This is a genomic window from Sphingopyxis sp. BE235, assembly GCF_031457175.1.
In the GTDB taxonomy this organism is placed as follows: domain Bacteria; phylum Pseudomonadota; class Alphaproteobacteria; order Sphingomonadales; family Sphingomonadaceae; genus Sphingopyxis.
The window spans coordinates 645,733-663,046 of sequence record NZ_JAVDWC010000002.1; the positions used below are offsets into that span (position 1 = coordinate 645,733).

17 protein-coding genes are annotated in these 17,314 nt (G+C 62.8%); 13 read left to right on the top strand and 4 right to left on the bottom strand.

Annotated features, from left to right (window positions below; translation table 11 throughout):
- The first annotated feature begins 1 nt into the window (after position 1).
- Complete coding sequence (locus J2X38_RS10315) at positions 2-1,045, top strand: type II secretion system F family protein (protein ID WP_082639763.1); 1,044 nt, start codon at positions 2-4, stop codon at positions 1,043-1,045.
- Between the two features lie 59 nt (positions 1,046-1,104).
- On the opposite strand, the gene J2X38_RS10320 is transcribed toward J2X38_RS10315, so the two are convergent.
- Complete coding sequence (locus J2X38_RS10320; protein ID WP_310253765.1) at positions 1,105-2,106, bottom strand: fumarylacetoacetate hydrolase family protein; 1,002 nt, start codon at positions 2,104-2,106, stop codon at positions 1,105-1,107.
- Between the two features lie 57 nt (positions 2,107-2,163).
- The gene (locus J2X38_RS10325; RefSeq protein ID WP_058538613.1) at positions 2,164-2,577 is read right to left on the bottom strand and encodes a hypothetical protein; all 414 of its coding nucleotides are present in this window, start codon (positions 2,575-2,577) and stop codon (positions 2,164-2,166) included.
- 149 nt (positions 2,578-2,726) lie between these two features.
- On the opposite strand from J2X38_RS10325, the gene J2X38_RS10330 reads away from it, so the two are divergent.
- The 4 genes from J2X38_RS10330 to J2X38_RS10345 all read left to right on the top strand — a co-directional run bounded on the left by J2X38_RS10330 (position 2,727) and on the right by J2X38_RS10345 (position 5,050).
- Positions 2,727-3,959 carry a cell wall metabolism sensor histidine kinase WalK gene (locus J2X38_RS10330; protein WP_058538447.1) on the top strand — a complete coding sequence of 411 codons (1,233 nt, stop codon included), beginning with the start codon at positions 2,727-2,729 and terminating at the stop codon, positions 3,957-3,959.
- A gap of 177 nt (positions 3,960-4,136) precedes the next feature.
- Positions 4,137-4,343, top strand: coding sequence for a cold-shock protein (locus J2X38_RS10335; protein WP_058538446.1), 207 nt, complete (start codon positions 4,137-4,139; stop codon positions 4,341-4,343).
- A gap of 4 nt (positions 4,344-4,347) precedes the next feature.
- On the top strand, positions 4,348-4,611 hold the full coding sequence (gene infA, locus J2X38_RS10340; RefSeq protein WP_058538445.1) for a translation initiation factor IF-1: 264 nt from the start codon (positions 4,348-4,350) through the stop codon (positions 4,609-4,611).
- 226 nt (positions 4,612-4,837) lie between these two features.
- Positions 4,838-5,050, top strand: coding sequence for a hypothetical protein (locus J2X38_RS10345; RefSeq protein WP_058538444.1), 213 nt, complete (start codon positions 4,838-4,840; stop codon positions 5,048-5,050).
- Positions 5,051-5,062: 12 nt separating this feature from the next.
- Here J2X38_RS10345 and J2X38_RS10350 read toward each other — a convergent pair whose 3' ends face one another.
- Positions 5,063-6,379, bottom strand: a complete 1,317-nt coding sequence (locus J2X38_RS10350; protein WP_310253769.1) for an aspartate aminotransferase family protein — start codon at positions 6,377-6,379, stop codon at positions 5,063-5,065.
- Between the two features lie 241 nt (positions 6,380-6,620).
- Here J2X38_RS10350 and J2X38_RS10355 point away from each other — a divergent pair, with 241 nt between their 5' ends.
- The 8 genes from J2X38_RS10355 to J2X38_RS10390 all read left to right on the top strand — a co-directional run bounded on the left by J2X38_RS10355 (position 6,621) and on the right by J2X38_RS10390 (position 16,092).
- Positions 6,621-7,967 carry a glutamine synthetase family protein gene (locus tag J2X38_RS10355; protein WP_058538442.1) on the top strand — a complete coding sequence of 449 codons (1,347 nt, stop codon included), beginning with the start codon at positions 6,621-6,623 and terminating at the stop codon, positions 7,965-7,967.
- Positions 7,968-7,981: 14 nt separating this feature from the next.
- A complete protein-coding gene (locus tag J2X38_RS10360; RefSeq protein WP_310253771.1) occupies positions 7,982-9,250 on the top strand; it encodes an FAD-binding oxidoreductase in 1,269 nt (422 codons plus the stop codon).
- Positions 9,247-10,590 carry an aspartate aminotransferase family protein gene (locus tag J2X38_RS10365; protein WP_310253773.1) on the top strand — a complete coding sequence of 448 codons (1,344 nt, stop codon included), beginning with the start codon at positions 9,247-9,249 and terminating at the stop codon, positions 10,588-10,590. The genes J2X38_RS10360 and J2X38_RS10365 overlap by 4 nt, the downstream gene beginning before the upstream one ends.
- A gap of 7 nt (positions 10,591-10,597) precedes the next feature.
- Entirely contained in the window at positions 10,598-11,989 is a 1,392-nt protein-coding gene (locus J2X38_RS10370; RefSeq protein ID WP_310253775.1) for a glutamine synthetase family protein, read from the top strand.
- Positions 11,990-12,081: 92 nt separating this feature from the next.
- Entirely contained in the window at positions 12,082-13,188 is a 1,107-nt protein-coding gene (locus J2X38_RS10375; protein WP_058538438.1) for a PotD/PotF family extracellular solute-binding protein, read from the top strand.
- 23 nt (positions 13,189-13,211) lie between these two features.
- The gene (locus J2X38_RS10380; protein WP_310253777.1) at positions 13,212-14,117 is read left to right on the top strand and encodes an ABC transporter permease; all 906 of its coding nucleotides are present in this window, start codon (positions 13,212-13,214) and stop codon (positions 14,115-14,117) included.
- Positions 14,117-14,959, top strand: a complete 843-nt coding sequence (locus tag J2X38_RS10385) for an ABC transporter permease (RefSeq protein ID WP_310253779.1) — start codon at positions 14,117-14,119, stop codon at positions 14,957-14,959. Before J2X38_RS10380 ends, J2X38_RS10385 begins: the two co-directional genes overlap by 1 nt.
- Before the next feature lie 2 nt (positions 14,960-14,961).
- A complete protein-coding gene (locus J2X38_RS10390; protein WP_058538435.1) occupies positions 14,962-16,092 on the top strand; it encodes an ABC transporter ATP-binding protein in 1,131 nt (376 codons plus the stop codon).
- Positions 16,093-16,360: 268 nt separating this feature from the next.
- On the opposite strand, the gene J2X38_RS10395 is transcribed toward J2X38_RS10390, so the two are convergent.
- On the bottom strand, positions 16,361-17,296 hold the full coding sequence (locus J2X38_RS10395; RefSeq protein ID WP_058538434.1) for a DUF808 domain-containing protein: 936 nt from the start codon (positions 17,294-17,296) through the stop codon (positions 16,361-16,363).
- Positions 17,297-17,314 lie beyond the last annotated feature (18 nt).

The window sequence follows — 17,314 nt, forward strand, 5'->3', positions numbered from 1 at the left end:
AATGAACAGCGGCCTCCTTCTCTCTTCGGCTTTCTCTGGCGCACAAGCCGGACCGAAAATCCTTGGTATCGACGTCGTATGGGCCGGTACAATGCTCGCGGCGGTCGGCGTCTTTGCCGTCCTGTTCGCGATCTACAACGCGTTGACCGTTCGCAATCCGATGACCAAGCGCGTCAAGGCGCTGAACGATCGGCGCGAGCAGTTGAAGGCGGGCATCACCGCCTCGACAGCGAAACGCCGCGCACGGCTTGTCCGCAAGAACCAGACCGCCGACAAGATGCGGACCTTCCTTGGCCGGCTCCAGGTGCTGCAGGAAGAACAGGTCAAGGAGGTTCAGCAAAAGCTGGCGCAGGCCGGTATCCGGTCGAAGGATCTCGCCGTGGCGGTCATTTTCGGCCGCATGGTCCTGCCGATCCTCTTCGGCGGCCTCGCTCTTTTCCTGATCTATTGGGTCGATATGTGGCCCGACCTGACGTCGTTCAAGCGGTCCATGTATACGATGGGCGCCTTGATACTCGGCTACAAGGCACCCGACCTTTTTGTGGATAATAAGCGCCAGAAGCGTACCCACGCAATCCGCAAAGGCTTGCCCGACGCACTCGACCTGCTCGTCATCTGCGCCGAAGCCGGTTTGACGGTCGACTCCGCCTTTTCACGCGTCTCGAAGGAGCTGGGCCGGGCGTATCCCGAACTCGGCGAAGAATTCGCGCTGACGTCGATCGAGCTCGGCTTTCTGACCGAACGCCGCCAGGCTTTCGAAAACTTCGCCTATCGCGTGAATCTGGAATCGGTAAAGGGCGTGGTCACGACCATGATCCAGACCGAGAAATACGGCACGCCGCTCGCCAGCGCGCTTCGTGTCCTGTCGGCCGAATTCCGCAACGAGCGCATGATGCGCGCCGAGGAAAAGGCCGCGCGCCTGCCCGCTATCATGACGGTGCCGCTCATTCTGTTCATTCTGCCGGTGCTGTTCATCGTCATTCTTGGCCCGGCGGCCTGTTCGCTGAGCGACGCCATGGCCGGCGGCAGCCTCGGCGCCAAATAGCCGGGCAACACCGGCACGAGATCGGGAGAGGGCGGAAGCAATTCCGCCCTCTTTTGCTATCAGCCCACGCTCTGTTCGATTGCGCCGAAGATGCTGTGATGCCGGTCGTCATCCATCCAGATGCGAACCGTGTCGCCCTTTTGCATGAACGGAGTCTTGGGCTCGCCCTGCTGGATCGTTTCGACCGTCCGCACTTCGGCGAGGCAGCTATAGCCGAGCCCGCCGGCGGCGATCGGCCTGCCCGGCCCACCATCGGCATCGCGGTTCGACACCGTGCCCGACCCGATGATCGTGCCCGCACCCAGGTCGCGTGTCTTTGCCGCATGGGCGATCAGCGCGCCGAAATCGAACGTCATGTCGACGCCGGCGTCGGCGCGGCCGAGCGGCTGGCCGTTCAGATCGACCGACAATGTGCCGTGCAGCTTGCCGTCCTTCCAGCGATCACCCAGTGCATCGGGCGTCACGAACACGGGCGACATCGCGCTCGACGGCTTCGACTGGAAAAAGCCGAAGCCCTTGGCGAGTTCCGCGGGGATCAGGCCGCGCAGCGACACGTCGTTAGTCAGACCGACAAGCAGGATCGTCTCGCGCGCCGCGGTGGCATCGATCCCCTTGGGCACATCGCCCGTCACGACCACGACTTCCGCCTCCATATCGCAGCCCCAGGCGGGGTCGCCGAGCGGAATCGGGTCGCGCGGAGCCAGAAACGCGTCGCTTCCGCCCTGATACATCAGCGGATCGTGCCAAAAGCTGTCGGGCATTTCGGCGCCGCGCGCCTGCCGCACCAGCGCGACATGGTTCACATAAGCGCTGCCGTCGGCCCATTGATAGGCGCGCGGCAGGGGCGACGCGGCGTCATGTTCGTGAAAGCGGTCTTTCGGGATCGCGTCGTGATTGAGATCCTCTGCCAGCGCCGCGAGGCGGGGAGCGGCATAGGCCCAATTGTCGAGCGCCGCCTGCATCGTCGGGACGATCTGGCCGGCGTCGGCGTACCAGGCAAGGTCGTCCGAAACGACGACCAGGCGTCCGTCGCGGCCCTGTTTGAGCGAAGCTAGTTTCACGAGAACTCCTTTGGCTGACGATGCGGCTGAACCGACATCGCCTCAAAGGAGCGAAAATCAGCGCGTCATCGTGATCGATGCGAAACAGGTAAAGCCGCTCTGCCCCGCCTGCAAGCGCCGGATATACTGGAGATAGGCTTGCGACTGGTTGTACGTCGTACCGGGCAGCGTCTGCCCACGGAATGCCCGCTTTACTTCCTCGCCCGTGAAGGGGCGGACCGAGCCCGGAAACGCGCCCTTGGTGCCCGGTGGGACCAGTTTGCCCGCGGTGCTGATATATTTGCCGGCGCCCGTCGGGCCGGGAACGGGAATCTGGCAGTTCATCACCGACACCGCAGTCTGCGCAAAGGCGGGACGGATCGTCAGCGCGGCGGAAACGCCAACGGCACCGAGCGCGAGCATCTTGCGCCGCGACGGGATGGCTTCGTCCGTCTCCATGGCGTTTTCGGCGGGAATGTCGCTATTTTCCATGTCGCGCGCATAACCCAATGAAGCGCCAAGGAAAAGCAAAAGACGGGTCGCCGCCTTGCCCTTCCCGCTTTGGGACATTCGCGGCCAGGACGTTAATTGCCGTAAACATCCTTGCGCATCGTCACCTCTTCGTGCGAGGCGCAACGGCGATGTTCGATCGCCTTTCCAGCCTGGTCATCGCTTTGACGCTGGTCGCCATCGCAGCGATTTTCGCCACGCTGACGGGCGGCGATCCGCTGTCGATCGCCATCATGGTGCTCGCGGGCTTCCTCGCCGCCGCGACGGTTTACGGCGCGCTTCCCGTCGCCTTGCCCGACACGAAGGGCGCCGGGCCCGAACCCGCGGCCGCCCTGCCCGTCTCCTTGCTCCGCCATCCCGATTTTGCCCATTGGGTCGATCAGGAAAAGGAGCCTTTGATCGGCACCGCCGACAATATCGTCACGATCGCCAACGACGCCGCGATCCGGCTGCTGGGCCGGCATATCGTCGGCGCCGACGTCCGCACCGCGATCCGCCATCCCGCGGCGACCGACTGGCTGTCGCGGATCGACGGGCAAGATCCGCTCGAAACGGTCAATCTGGTCGATTTTCCGCGCCCCGGCCAGCGCTGGACGATGCGCATCGCCGCGCTGTCGGGCAGCGAATATATCATCTTCCTGTCCGACCGGTCGGCAATCGATGCCGCGGACCGCATGCGATCCGACTTCGTCGCCAACGCCAGCCACGAACTGCGCACGCCGCTCGCCGCGATCCTCGGCTATGTCGAAACGCTCCAGGAAATGAACGGCGAGGCCGACGCGCCGACGCGCAATCGCTTCCTTTCGATCATCGATCGCGAGGCGCGGCGGATGCAGCAACTCGTCATCGACCTTTTGTCGATTTCACGCGTCGAGGCCGACCGCTTTCGTCGCCCGACGACCCCGGTCGACCTTGCCGTCATCGTCCAGACCACGATTGCGCAGCTGCGCGATAGCGAACAGCCGCGCACCAAAGACATCGTCGCGCGGCTGGGCGACGATCCGCAACCGGTGCTGGGCGACGAAGCGCAGCTCGGACAGCTCGCGCACAATATCATTTCGAACGCGATGAAATACGGTCACGCGGGAACCCCGGTGACGGTCGAGCTGGCGCGCGAGGGCCGCCGTGTGCGGCTGTCGGTCAGCGACGAGGGCGACGGCATCGCCGCCGATCATCTGCCGCGCCTGACCGAACGTTTCTATCGCGTCGACGAGGCGCGCAGCCGCTCGGTCGGCGGCACCGGCCTCGGCCTCGCCATCGTCAAGCACATCAGCGAGCGTCATCAAGGACAGCTCGATATCGACAGCGAAGTCGGCAAAGGCACCCGCGTTTCGGTGACTTTTCCGCTGCTCGCACAGGCATGACGGCGCGCGAATCCAAGCCTATCCTTGACTTTTTATAGCTCAAGCCCCATCTTCGGCAGGCTATCGTCGCCTACGACGGATTTTTTTGCCTGCTTGGCGGACACTTCCATCCTCACGCTACCTGGCGCCATCGGCACATGCCGGTGGTAAATCCGATTCCGTGAAAGGAACGACCCCATGCCGATCGGCACCGTAAAATTCTTCAACACCGAAAAAGGTTATGGCTTCATCGCGAACGAAGACGGTTCGGGCGACAATTTCGTCCACATCACCGCCCTCGAACGCGCCGGGATGACGACGCTGAACAAGGATCAGCGCGTTTCCTATGACCTGGAAACCGACCAGCGCGGCAAAGTCGCCGCCGTCAACATCCAGTCGGCCTGATCTTTTGGCCAAAGAGGAACTACTGACCCTCGACGGCCAGATCGATGAAATCCTTCCCGATGGACGCTTTGGCGTCGTTCTGGAAAATGATCATCGGATCATCGCTTATACGGCAGGCCGGATGCGACGTTTTCGCATCCGGTCGGTCGTCGGCGACGCCGTACGCGTCGAAATGACGCCTTACGACCTCACCAAGGGCCGCATCATCTATCGCGATCGCGGCGCCGGTCCGGCGGGAGGCGGCCCCCGCAAGGGCAATCGACGCTGAATACCCAACCAGAATAAAACAATCATTACAGGATATTATGAACTTTAATTTGAATGCTTTTCCTTCTCTTCTTCGGCCCTATTCCGCGATCGATGCGCGGGCCGATAAGCCAGCCCGGCGATCGCCGACGCTGACGCGGCGCGAACTTCGCCGCCTGATTGCCCAAATGGTCGACTGACTTTTCCGGTTCAGACCTTCAACCACCTCTACCCTAAGGATTTCCGCCATGTCGAACACCAGCGATTTCTACCTGATCCAGGCGGACAAATGCGCGGCCGACGCGGCGGAAAGCACACTGTCGCAAGTCCGCGACCGCAATCTGCGCGCCGAACAGGCGTGGCGCACAATGGCCGAACGCCTGATCCAGACCGAAGCCACGCGCGCGCGGCAGGTCGCTGCAGCGGCAGCCAAGGCGGAAGCCAACGCCGACGCCGACTGACGGGCATTCCCGTCAGTCGATGCGGGCCAGCAATTCGGCAATCTTCCCGAACATCTCGTCGATCTGCGCCCTTTCGACGATCAGCGGCGGCGACAGCGCAATGATGTCGCCCGTCGCGCGAACAAGCAAACCATTGTCGAAGCAGGCGTGGAACAATTCCATCGCGCGCGCGGTCGGTGCTCCCGCACGCGGCTCAAGTTCGATGCCCGCGACCAGACCAATCGTGCGAATATCGATGACATGGCGCGCGCCTTTCAGGCTGTGCGCAGCATCCTCCCAATAGCTGCCGAGTTCATTCGCGCGGTCGAACAGGCCATCGCGCGCATAGAGATCGAGCGTCGCAAGACCCGCCGCGCTGGCGAGCGGATGGCCCGAATAGGTGTAGCCGTGGAACAGTTCGATCCCGCCCGGCACGCTGTCGATCACCGCATCGTGGAGTTCGCGCTTCACCGCAACGGCGCCCATCGGCACCGCGGCGTTGGTCAGCCCTTTCGCCATCGTGATGATGTCGGGCGTCACGCCCCATTGCCCTGCCGCCGTCGCGCCGCCAACGCGGCCGAACGCGGTGATCACTTCATCGAAAATCAGGATGATACCGTGTTTGTCGCAGATTTCGCGCAGGCGCTGGAGATAGCCGACCGGCGGGACGAGCACCCCGGTCGAGCCCGCCATCGGTTCGACGATGATCGCCGCAATGGTGTCGGCACCATGCAGGTCGACGAGCCGCTGGAGGTCGTCCGCCAGTTCCGCGCCATGCTGCGGAAAGCCGCGCGTGAACGCGTTGCGTTCGACGTCGTGCGTGTGACGAATATGGTCGACCCCGGGCAGCCCGCCGCCGAAGGCGCGGCGGTTGTTCACAAGGCCGCCGACGCTGATCCCGCCAAAGCCCGTGCCATGATAGCCACGTTCGCGCCCGATCAGCCGCGTCCGCGTTCCCTGCCCCTTCGCACGCTGGATATTGAGTGCGATTTTTAGCGCAGTATCAACCGATTCGGATCCGCTGTTGGTAAAGAATATCCGGTCGAGCCCATCGGGCATCAGCGCGGCAAGTCGCTGCGCCAGTTCGAACGGCAGCGGATGACCCAGCTGGAAGGTCGGGGCGAAATCGAGCGTCGCCGCGGCGTTCGCGATCGCCTCGGTGATTTCGGGCCGGCAATGCCCCGCGTTGCTGCACCAGAGGCCCGACGTGCCGTCGAGGATGGTCCGCCCATCGGCGCTTTGGTAATGCATGCCGCTCGCGGAGACAAGCTGGCGCGGGTTCGCCTTATACGCGCGGTTGGCGGTAAACGGCATCCAGAAGGACGCTAAATGGTCGTTTTCTCCCCGCATCGCCTCAATCTCCTTCCAGCATATTCGAATGCGACTATCGCGCGGCGCCGAGGATGCGGCGGATGCAGGGTCAAGTCCAGTATGACGAAGATGACGGGGCGCCGATTTCGCGCAAGCAAAGAATCCGGCATGAAATGATACCCGAGATGGCCGGATAACGGCCCCCTCTGGCGCTTCCTTCAACCTTGCGATACGCTGCCCATTCCACAGACGGGTCGAGCCTCGGCCCAATCGGGGGCGCATGTCAGTCAATCTGGAACAATGGATCAGCGACCATAAAATCGACGAAGTCGAATGCATCGTCCCCGACATCAACGGGGTCCAGCGCGGCAAGGTGCTGCCGGCCAAGAAGTTCCTCTCCTCGGTCAAGGACAAGTCGCTCCGCATCCCGGGCAGCGTCTTCATCTGCACGATCGACGGCCATTATCCCGAGGATATCGACGATATCTGGGACAAGGATCCTGACAAGATATTGATCGCTGACCCGACCACGATCTGCGTCGCGCCGGGGTTCACTTCGCCGACCGCATTTGTGATCGCCGATGCCTATAATGGCGACGGCAGCGAGGTCGACATCGCGCCGCGCACAATCCTGAAAAAAGTGCTCGGCCTCTACGCCGAAAAGGGCTGGAAGCCGATCATCGCGCCCGAGGTCGAGTTCTACCTCGTCTCGCAGAACGCCGACCCCGATTTCCCGCTGACCCCGCCGGTCGGCCAGTCGGGACGCAGCGAAACCGCGAGCCAGCCCTATGGGCTCGAGGCGATGAACGAATATGAGGATATCATCGATCATATCTATGACGATTGCGAGCTGATGGGGCTCGATATCGACACAATGATCCACGAAATGGGCGCCGCGCAGCTCGAAGTGAATTTCGAGCATGGCGACCCGCTGCGGCTCGCCGACGAGGTGTTCCTGTTTAAGCGCGTGGTGCGCAACGTCGCGAAGCAGCACAATGTCTATGCGACCTTCATGGCGAACCCGATGGCGGGCCAGCCGGGCAGCGCGATGCATATCCATCAGTCGGTGGTCGATGCGGTGACGGGCAAGAACCTGTTTTCGGTCGCCAACGGCCGCGATAGCGCGATGTTCCGCAGCTATATCGCCGGGCTCGTGCGCTATATGCCGCAAATCTCGCCGCTGTGGGCGCCCAATGTGAACAGTTTCCGCCGCATGCGGCCCGACAGCGCGGCGCCGATCAACGTCCAGTGGGGCGAGGACAACCGCTCGTGCGGGTTCCGCGTGCCCATCTCGGACAAAAACAACCGCCGCGTCGAAAACCGCCTGCCGGGCGCCGACAGCAACCCCTATCTCGCAATCTCCGCCTCGCTGATCTGCGGCTATATCGGGATGGTCGACCGCATGGTGCCGGCAAAACCGATCACCGGCAGCGCGTATAACCGCGCCCGCACCCTGCCGCGAACACTGGAGGCGGCGCTCGATCGCTTCGCTTCGTGCAAGAAGGTTCGCAATCTGCTCGGCGACGATTTCTTCGAAATCTTCTTCGCGGTGAAGGATTATGAGCTCTTCAACTATCAGTCGGTGGTGTCGAGCTGGGAACGCGAACATCTGTTGATGCGGGTCTGACCCGCGCGCCGGCCATGACCGATCCGCTCGCCAACAGCTATTATGCCGCGACCGCGCACCGGTGGCGTTCGGCATATGAAATAGGCGAAGAGCTTTCGTTCGATGTCGCAGTCATCGGCGGCGGCTTCACGGGGCTGTCCGCTGCCCTCGCCTGTGCCGAGCGCGGCTTCTCGGTGATCCTGATAGAGCGCGAACATGTCGGCTTCGGCGCGTCGGGCCGAAACGGCGGGCAGTTGATCCCTGGCCTTCGCTGGTCGGCGTCCGAGCTTGAGGGTGAATTCGGTCGCGAGCGCGCCGAGGCGCTGTTCAACCTATGCTGGCGCGCGAATCCGGTGAAAGCGCGCATCGAAAAGCACGGCATCGATTGTGTTCTCAAGACCGGGCATCTTGAGGCCGCGTGGACGCCGAAGGATTTCGACGCGATGAAGCGCGAGGCCGAGTTTCTGGCGACGCGCTTTGCCTACCAGAGCCACGTCATCGAGAAGAACAACATGGGCGCGCATATTGCCAGCCCGCTTTACCACGGCGGCATCCACGATCCGCAGGGCGGGCATTTCCATCCGCTGAACTATGCGATCGGATTGGCTAAGGCGACCGAGGCTGCGGGCGTCCGCATCTGGGAGGGCGAACGTGCCTACAGGATCACCGACACGCCCGACGGCATCGGTCTGCTGACCGACCGCGCGCATATCGCAGCGCGCTATGCCATCGACGCGACCGATAGCTGGATAGGTCAGGTCGAACCCGACCTCGGCCGCTACACCGTGCCGATCATGAACTATAATATCGCGACGGAGCCGCTCGCAAACGCCGACGCGCTATTGCCCAGCGATGCCGCGGTTGCCGATAGCCGCTTCGTGCTCAACTATTTCCGCCTCTCGGCCGACAAGCGTCTGATCTTCGGCGGCGGCGAGCGTTATTCGCAGACGCCGCCACGCGATATCGCAGCCTTTGTTCGCCCGTTCATGGCAGAGGTCTTTCCGCAGATCGCCGATGCGAAGATCGACTATGGCTGGGGCGGCGCGGTCGCGGTGACGATGAATCGGCTGCCGCACATCGGGCGGCGCGGGAACGTCTTTTACGCGCATGGCTTTTCGGGGCATGGCGCGCTGGTCACGACGCTCGCGGGCGAATTGATTGCCGAGGCGATGGCGGGCACCGCCGAACGCTTCGACGTGCTGGCGAACCTTCCTTCGAAACCCTTCCCCGGCGGCAAATGGCTGCGCCAGCCGCTCGCGACGCTCGGGCTGCTCTATTATGCGATGAAGGACAAGCTCGGGTGATATCCGATGCTGCTATCGCCCGCGTTGCAAGCCGCGAGGCCGAACGTTTCCGCGCCGCCAACCGCCAAGCCTTCACGCATCACGCGGCCGCGACGGGCTGGTTTCAGTCGGTTCCGTTCCACTGGATGCGCGACTGGCCCAGCCCCGTGCCGATCGTCGCCGCATCGGCGAAACACGCGACGCTGACCAGCATCGACGGGCAGCGCTACGACGATTTCTGCCTCGGCGACACGGCAAGCCTGTTCGGCCATTCGCCGCCAGCGCTCGCCGCCGCGCTAGCAAAACAGGCCGGCGAAGGGCTGAGCTATATGTTGCCGACCGAGCGGGGTGCGGCGCTGTCGCAGCGCCTCGCGGCGATGTTCGGCCTGCCTTTATGGCAGGTCACGACGACCGCCAGTGAGGCCAATCGCGCGGTCATCCGCTGGTGCCGCGGGATCAGCGGACGGCCTAAAATCCTGACGTTCAATGGCGCCTATCATGGCGCGGTCGACGATGCTTTTGTCGATCTGAAGCATGGCGCACCCGTGATGCGGGCCAGCCTGATCGGCCAGGTTCACGATTTGCGCGACACGACCACAGTGATCGAGTTCAACGACGAGGCCGCGCTGGCGGCGGCGCTTCGCGGCGGCGACATCGCCTGCGTACTCGCCGAGCCGGTGATGACCAACGTCGGCATGGTGCGCGATGCGCCGGGCTTTCTGGCGACCCTCCGCCGGCTTTGCGATGAGAGCGGCACCTTGCTGATCTTCGACGAAACGCACACCATCTCCTCGGGATATGGCGGCCATGGCGTCACGAACGGCCCCACCCCAGACCTCATCGTCGTCGGCAAGTCGATCGGCGGCGGCGTGCCCTGCGCCGTCTACGGATTCTCGGCGGCGGTCGCTGATCGCATGGCTGCGCTGAACGCCTCGCGCCCCTCCGGGCATAGCGGCATCGGCACCACATTGTCCGCCAACGCGCTCGCCATCACCGCGATGGATGCGATGCTGTCGGACGTCATCACGCCCGCCGCATATGACCACATGCTGCGCGGTGCGGCGCGGCTCGTCGCCGGGTTGGAGCAGGAAATCGCCATCGCCGGTCTCGACTGGCACGTCATGCAGGTCGGCGCCCGCGTCGAATTCCTGACCTGCCCTACCCCGCCGCTGAGCGGCAGCGAGGCGAAGGCGGCGATGCATCCCAAGCTGGAGGCGGCAATTCACCTGTTCCTCGCAACCCGCGGGATTTTGCTGGCGCCGTTTCACAATATGATGTTGGTGAGCCCGGTTACCACCGGCGATCAGATCGACCGGCTGGTCGGCGCTTTCGCCGATTGCGTGCGTGCATTGAAGGAGTAGTGGGGCGATGTCGAAGTCATCGGGCGTGATCGCGCCGCGTTCGGAGGCCGAGGCCTTTTTCAAGGCCAATCCCGACGTCGATTCGATCGAGATGATCTACACCGACTTTGGCGGCGTGCCGCGCGGCAAGCGACTGCGCCAGCATGAGGTGCTTGCCGTCTACGAAAGCGGCCGCATGTTCCCCGGCTCCATCACCGTCGTCGACATCACCGGGCAGGATACCGTCGAAACCGGCCTTGTGTGGGAGGATGGCGACGCCGATCGTTCCATGAAGCCGATCCCCGGCACCCTCGTCCGCACCCCATGGGGCGGCGACCATGCCGCGCAGTTCCTCGTCGATTTCTACGAGCTCGACGGCACCCCGCACGACCTCGATCCACGCCATGTGCTTGGCGGCGTGATCGACGCCTTCACCGCCGACGGGCTGGTCCCTGTGCTCGCGGTCGAACTCGAATTCTATCTCGTCGACCCGCGCCGTGCCCGCGATGGCAGGGTCCGCCCCGCGCGGCCCGGCTACAGCCGCGACACCCCGCGCAATGTCGAGGTCTATGGCCTGCGCGAACTCGACGACTTCCGCCCCTTCTTCGACGCGCTTTACGCCGCGACCGACGTTCAGGGCTTGCCGCTTGAAAGCGCGATCTCGGAATTCGCGCCCGGCCAGTTCGAACTGACATTGCGCCATAAGCCCGACGCGCTGCGCGCCTGCGACGATGCGATCATGTACAAGCGTCTCGTCAAGGCGATCGCGCAGCAACAGGGCCTCGAGGCGACCTTCATGGCCAAGCCCTTCGCCGAGCAGGCGGGCAGCGGGATGCATATCCATGTGTCGGTCAACGACGGCAGCGATACCAACATCTTTGCCAGCGACGATCCCGAAGGCACGCCCGCGCTGCGCCACGCGATCGGCGGGATGATCGGCACCGTCGGCGACGCTTTTGCGCTCTTCGCGCCGCACGCAAACAGCTATCGCCGCTTCAAGGCGAACAGCTATGCCCCCGTCGCGCCCACCTGGGGCGTCAACAACCGCACCGTGTCCTTCCGTATCCCCGCCGGCCCGCCGCCGAGCCGCCATGTCGAGCACCGCGCATGCGGCGCCGACGCGAACCCCTATCTGGCGGTCGCGGCGGTTCTTGCGGGCATGCATCACGGCATGACGAACAAGATCGATCCCGGCGCGGCGGTCGTCGGCAACGGCTATGACCGCGACAACAGCGGCGATGACAAGCCGCCGTCGAACTGGTTCGCCGCGGTCGACCGCTTCCATGCATCGACCCTGATGCGCGACTATCTGGGTGCGCGCTTCGTCGACATGTTCAGCATCGTGAAGCGCGTCGAGCAGGATCGCTATTTCAGCGTCGTCCCGACACTCGATTACGATTGGTATCTGCGCAACGCATGAAAGTTTCAAAGAAACTTGGTGCAGCGCAAAAAAGCTCTTCCCAAGCCGACCTTATTGAGTCAGCTTGACGTCACATACAGGGAGGCTGCGACATGGACCCGTTCGAACTGATCAAGCAAACCCGCGGGCGCCGCTCGCTTCTGCAAGCGATGGGGGTCGCGGCAATCGGCATCAGCTTCGGCGGCCTGGCGGCGTGCAGCAAGGAGGGCGGCAAGAAGCTCTCGAACGGCGAGGAAGCCAAGCTCAACTTCTACAACTGGGACACCTATATCGGCGAGAATACGCTCGACAATTTCAAGGAAGCGACCGGCGTCGACGTCACGATGGACCTGTTCGACAGCAACGACGTGCTGTTCGCGAAATTCAAGGCGGGCAATCCCGGCTATGACGTGATCGTGCCGTCGAACGACTTTGTCGAGCGGATGAGCAAGGCGGGCATGCTGCTGCCGCTCGACCATGCGCAAATCCCGAACAAGAAGAATATCGATCCAGCCTACATCAACGTCGAATATGACCTGCAGCGCAAATTTTCGATGCCCTACACCTGGCTCGCGCTCGGCATCGGCTATCGCAAATCGAAAGTGTCGGCAAAGCCCGACAGCTGGAAGGTCCTGTTCGACAGCCCCGAATATGCGGGCCGCATCGCCTGGCTGTCGGAAGCCGGCGACATGTTCCGCCTTTACGGCAAATATCTCGGCAAATCGGTCAATGCGCTGACCCCGGCGGACATTGCGACGATCGAAAAGATGATGATCAAGCAAAAGCCCAATGTGAAGAAATTCCACGAGGACGACGGGCAGGATTTGCTGCTCAAGGGCGATGTCGACGTCGTGCTCGAATATAATGGCGACATCGCGCAGGCGATGCTCGAGGACAAGGATATCGATTTCGTCATCCCGAAAGAAGGCAGCCAGCTCAATTCGGACAATCTGTGCATCCCGAAGGGGGCGCCGCATCCGAAGAATGCGCACGCCTTCATCAACTATATTCTCGACGCCAATGTCGACAAGGAAATCACCGAGACGATCCTCTACCCGACACCTAATGCCGCCGCGAAGAAGCTGATGCCCGACAGCTACAAGAACAATCCGGTGATCTTCCCGCCCGCCGAGGCGCTGGCGAAATGCGAATATGCTCGGTTCAATCCGGAACTGCAGCCGCTTTACGAGGAAGCCTTCACACGGGTCCGGGCGGCCTGATGGCCTGAAGGAGGCATCGGGGGGTGGCCGAACAGGACTGGAAAACGAACAAAAGAGTCTTTGCGGCGGTATCGCTGCCGACGCTGTTCTGGATCATCCTCTTCTTCCTCGTGCCCATGGCGATCGTCTGGCTCTACAGCTTTGGCGAGAATAAGGGGCTGACCGAAATCGACATTTCGGGGACGCTCGACAATTACAAGCGCGCGACCGAATGGCTGTACCTGACCATTTTCGGCAAGAGCTTCGCGGTTGCGGCGCTCGTCACCCTAATCTGCCTGATCATCGGCTTTCCCGTTGCGATGGCGATCACTTTCGCCAGCGAAAAATGGCGGCCCTGGCTGCTGCTCGGCATCATGCTGCCCTTCTGGACGAACCTCCTCATCCGCACTTACGCGCTCATGATGCTCCTCGGGACGCAGGGGTTCGCGAACAAGGGGCTCGGCGCGCTGTGGGAAGGGACGAGCTGGATCAAGACGCTCGTCGGGCTGCAGCCGCTCCCGACATGGGAGCCGGTGCAGCTGCTCTTCAACAATTTCGCGGTCGTCTTCGGGCTTGTGTACGTCCATCTGCCCTTCATGGTCCTGCCGCTCTACGCCGCGCTCGACCGGCTTGACCGCAGCCTGATCGAGGCGAGCCTCGATCTCGGTGCCGGGCATTTCCGCACGATCATGCGCATCGTCGTGCCGCTCGCCGCGCCGGGCATCGTCGCGGGGGTGATGATCACGCTGATCCCCGCGCTCGGCGCGTATCTCACCCCCGATCTGATGGGCGGAACCGACAGCCAGATGATCGCCAACGTCATCGAACGCCAGTTCAAGAAAGCGAACGACTGGCCGTTCGGCGCCGCCCTCTCCTTCCTGCTCATCTATGCGATGTTCGCGCTGATCGCGATCCAGTCGATGCGCAAAAAAGTGCCCGAGGTTCGCTGATGGCGCTCTTCGCCCGCACGCCCGTAGCGCCGCTCGAATATAGCCGTACCTTGTGGATGCGTCTCTGGGTCGGCGCGGTGATGGTCTTCCTCTACGCGCCGCTCGTCGTGCTGGTGATCTTCAGCTTCAACGACAGCAAGCGCAACGTCGTGTGGCGCGGTTTCACGACCAAATATTACGAGAAAGCAATGGGCAATGACCAGCTCGTCGAGGCTTTGCTCAACTCGCTGACCATCGCGGCGCTCGCAACGATCGTCAGTCTCGTTCTCGGCGCGGTCGCCGCGGTGATGCTGTGGCGCTTCCGCTTCCCGCTCAAAAGCGCGATCGACGGCACGATCTCGCTGCCGATCATCGTCCCCGAAATATGCCTCGGCGTCGCCTTCCTGATGTTTTTCGCCGCGGTGAACTGGCCAACCGACCTCATCTGGCCGTTCAACCTCGGCGCGATCACCATCGCGCACATCACCTTCTGCTTCCCCTTCGTGACGATGGTCGTGCGCTCGCGGCTCGCGACCTTCAACCGCGAGCAGGAGGAAGCGGCGAAGGATCTCGGCGCGAGCGAATGGCAGGTGTTCCGCGACGTGCTGATCCCGCACATCAAACCCGCGCTTGTTGCCGGCGCGCTTCTCTCCTTCACATTGAGCCTCGACGATTTCGTGATCACCTATTTCACCAGCGGCCCCGACACGATCACCTTCCCGGTGAAAGTCTATTCGATGGTCCGCTTCTCGGTGACGCCCGAGGTCAACGCCGCCTCGACGCTGCTCATTCTCCTCACCGTCGCCCTGACCTTCGTCGCGCTCAAGCTTCAGGGCGTGAAAGCCATTGCGGAAACCCACTGACCATGACCGAAACCGCACGCCCGATCATTCAGATCCAGAACGTCTCGAAACGCTTTGGCAAGGTGACAGCGGTCGACAATGTCACCCTCGACATCAATGCCGGCGAATTCTTTGTGCTGCTTGGCCCGTCGGGGTGCGGCAAGACGACGCTGCTGCGGATGATCGCCGGGTTCGAGCTGCCGTCCGAGGGCAAGATATTGATCGACGGGCATGATATGGCGGGCATCCCGCCGAACAAGCGCCCGGTGAACATGGTGTTCCAGAGCTATGCCGTGTTCCCGCACATGAGCGTTGCCGACAATGTCGCCTATGGCCTGAAGATTGCGGGCGTGAAGGGCGGCGAGATCAAGGACCGCGTCGCCGAGGCGCTCGAGCTGGTCAAGCTCGGCGGGTTCGAAACGCGGATGCCCGACCAGATGTCGGGTGGCCAGCGCCAGCGCGTCGCACTCGCGCGCAGCCTGGTGATGCGGCCGAAAGTGCTGCTGCTCGACGAACCGCTGTCGGCGCTCGATGCCAAGCTGCGTGCACAGATGCAGTTCGAACTCAGCGATCTGCAGGAAAAGGTCGGCATCACCTTCGTCACCGTCACCCACGATCAGGACGAAGCGCTCTCTATGGCGTGCCGTATCGGGGTGATTAACAAGGGCGAGGTCGCGCAACTCGCGACGCCGTCGGACCTCTACGAATATCCCGCCAACCGCTTCGTCGCCGATTTCGTCGGATCGGTGAACATCTTCGAGGGCAAGCTGACCCTCGACGATCCGGACAAGGCCGCGGTCGATTGCCCGGGGCTCGGCAAGGTGTATCTCAACCACGGTGTCACCGGCCCGCACGGCGCCGATGTGTGGATCGCGCTACGCCCCGAGAAAATCTACCTCCACGTTCCCGGCGAGGGCAAGGCGGTCAAGGCCGCGGCGCAGGACGCGCCCGACGGTTATAATTTTGCGCGCGGCAAGATCAAAGGGATGAGCTATCTCGGCGACATCACCCTGTTCGAGATCGAGCTGGAATCGGGTGCGTGCCTGCGCGTATCGCGCCCGAACCTGTCGCGCCACGACCAGGAGGATTTCACCTGGGGCGACAAGGTGAGCATGCACTGGCGCGCGGATAGTCCGGTGGTGTTGCTTGGCTGACGCGCTCGGCAAAAGAAGCTTTCCTACATTGCGGTCGTGTGAGAGCCTCTCGCTTCGGCTCTTTCTACCCGTTCATATTTCGCTTTGCCAAACGGGGCTTACCCGGCCTTAAAACCACAAAGGACACAAATGCAGTGTCTCCATGCGGGGCTTTTGTGGCTTTAAGGCTCGTTCGGGAACGGATTCCACTTTCGTCACCCCGGACTTGATCCGCGGTCGATGACTTCGGCGCCGCAATGGATCCCGGATCAAGTCCGGGATGACGAGGTCAATGGGCCTTCTTGCCCGGCAACAAGTGCAGCAGGCCGACGATCACGCCGCCGAGCAGCAGCCCGAATACGCCCGCACCGCCCGCGTTGATCAGCCATTCCCAAACCCCCGCGCCCGGCAGGTTCCCCGCCACCGCATGCGCGAAATCGTGGAGCCCATGCCCGATGTTGCCGATGTGATATTCGTCGAGGCCGTGAATGAAAATCTGGCCGCCGACCCACAGCATCGCCGCGGTGCCGATCAGCGCGAGCGCCGCCAGCAGCTTCGGCATAAAAGCAACCAGCCCGCGCCCGATCGACCGCCGCGCTGCATTGCCCTCTTTCGCCATATGCAGGCCGATGTCGTCCATCTTCACGATCAGCCCGACGACGCCGTAAACCGCGATGGTGATCGCGATCGCAACCACCGCGAGCGTCGCGGCGCGCATCGCGAAATGCTCGTCGAGCACTTCGTTCAGTGCAATCACCATGATCTCGGCCGACAGGATGAAGTCGGTGCGCACCGCCCCCTTCACCATCGCCTCTTCATGATCCTGATCGGCGACGATCGCGGCGTCTTCGGCAAGGCTCGTCTTGTCCTTCTGCAGCGAGTGCAGCACCTTTTCGGCGCCCTCGAAGCAAAGATAGGCGCCGCCGATCATGAGCAGCGGGGTGATCGCCCATGGAACAAACGTCGACAAGAGCAGCAGCGCCGGCAGGATCAGCACCAGCTTGTTGAAGATCGACCCCTTCGTGATCCGCCAGATGATCGGCAGTTCGCGGTCGGGGGTGAAGCCGGTGACGTAACGCGGCGTGACCGCGGTATCGTCGACCACCACGCCCGCGGCCTTGACCCCGGCCTTCGACGCCGCGGCGCCGATATCGTCGATGCTCGCGGCGGCGACCTTGGCGATCGTCGCAATATCGTCGAGCAGGGCAAAAAGGCCGGAGGGCATAAGGTCTTGGTCTTTCCT

Coding starts and splice junctions, on each gene's coding strand:
- J2X38_RS10315 (WP_082639763.1), top strand. CDS start 2: ATGAACAGCGGCCTCCTTCTCTCTTCGGCTTTCTCTGGCGCACAAGCC.
- J2X38_RS10345 (WP_058538444.1), top strand. CDS start 4,838: ATGTCGAACACCAGCGATTTCTACCTGATCCAGGCGGACAAATGCGCG.
- J2X38_RS10355 (WP_058538442.1), top strand. CDS start 6,621: ATGTCAGTCAATCTGGAACAATGGATCAGCGACCATAAAATCGACGAA.
- J2X38_RS10395 (WP_058538434.1), bottom strand. CDS start 17,296: ATGCCCTCCGGCCTTTTTGCCCTGCTCGACGATATTGCGACGATCGCC.
- J2X38_RS10330 (WP_058538447.1), top strand. CDS start 2,727: ATGTTCGATCGCCTTTCCAGCCTGGTCATCGCTTTGACGCTGGTCGCC.
- J2X38_RS10370 (WP_310253775.1), top strand. CDS start 10,598: ATGTCGAAGTCATCGGGCGTGATCGCGCCGCGTTCGGAGGCCGAGGCC.
- J2X38_RS10385 (WP_310253779.1), top strand. CDS start 14,117: ATGGCGCTCTTCGCCCGCACGCCCGTAGCGCCGCTCGAATATAGCCGT.
- J2X38_RS10390 (WP_058538435.1), top strand. CDS start 14,962: ATGACCGAAACCGCACGCCCGATCATTCAGATCCAGAACGTCTCGAAA.
- J2X38_RS10375 (WP_058538438.1), top strand. CDS start 12,082: ATGGACCCGTTCGAACTGATCAAGCAAACCCGCGGGCGCCGCTCGCTT.
- J2X38_RS10360 (WP_310253771.1), top strand. CDS start 7,982: ATGACCGATCCGCTCGCCAACAGCTATTATGCCGCGACCGCGCACCGG.
- J2X38_RS10325 (WP_058538613.1), bottom strand. CDS start 2,577: ATGGAAAATAGCGACATTCCCGCCGAAAACGCCATGGAGACGGACGAA.
- J2X38_RS10350 (WP_310253769.1), bottom strand. CDS start 6,379: ATGCGGGGAGAAAACGACCATTTAGCGTCCTTCTGGATGCCGTTTACC.
- J2X38_RS10335 (WP_058538446.1), top strand. CDS start 4,137: ATGCCGATCGGCACCGTAAAATTCTTCAACACCGAAAAAGGTTATGGC.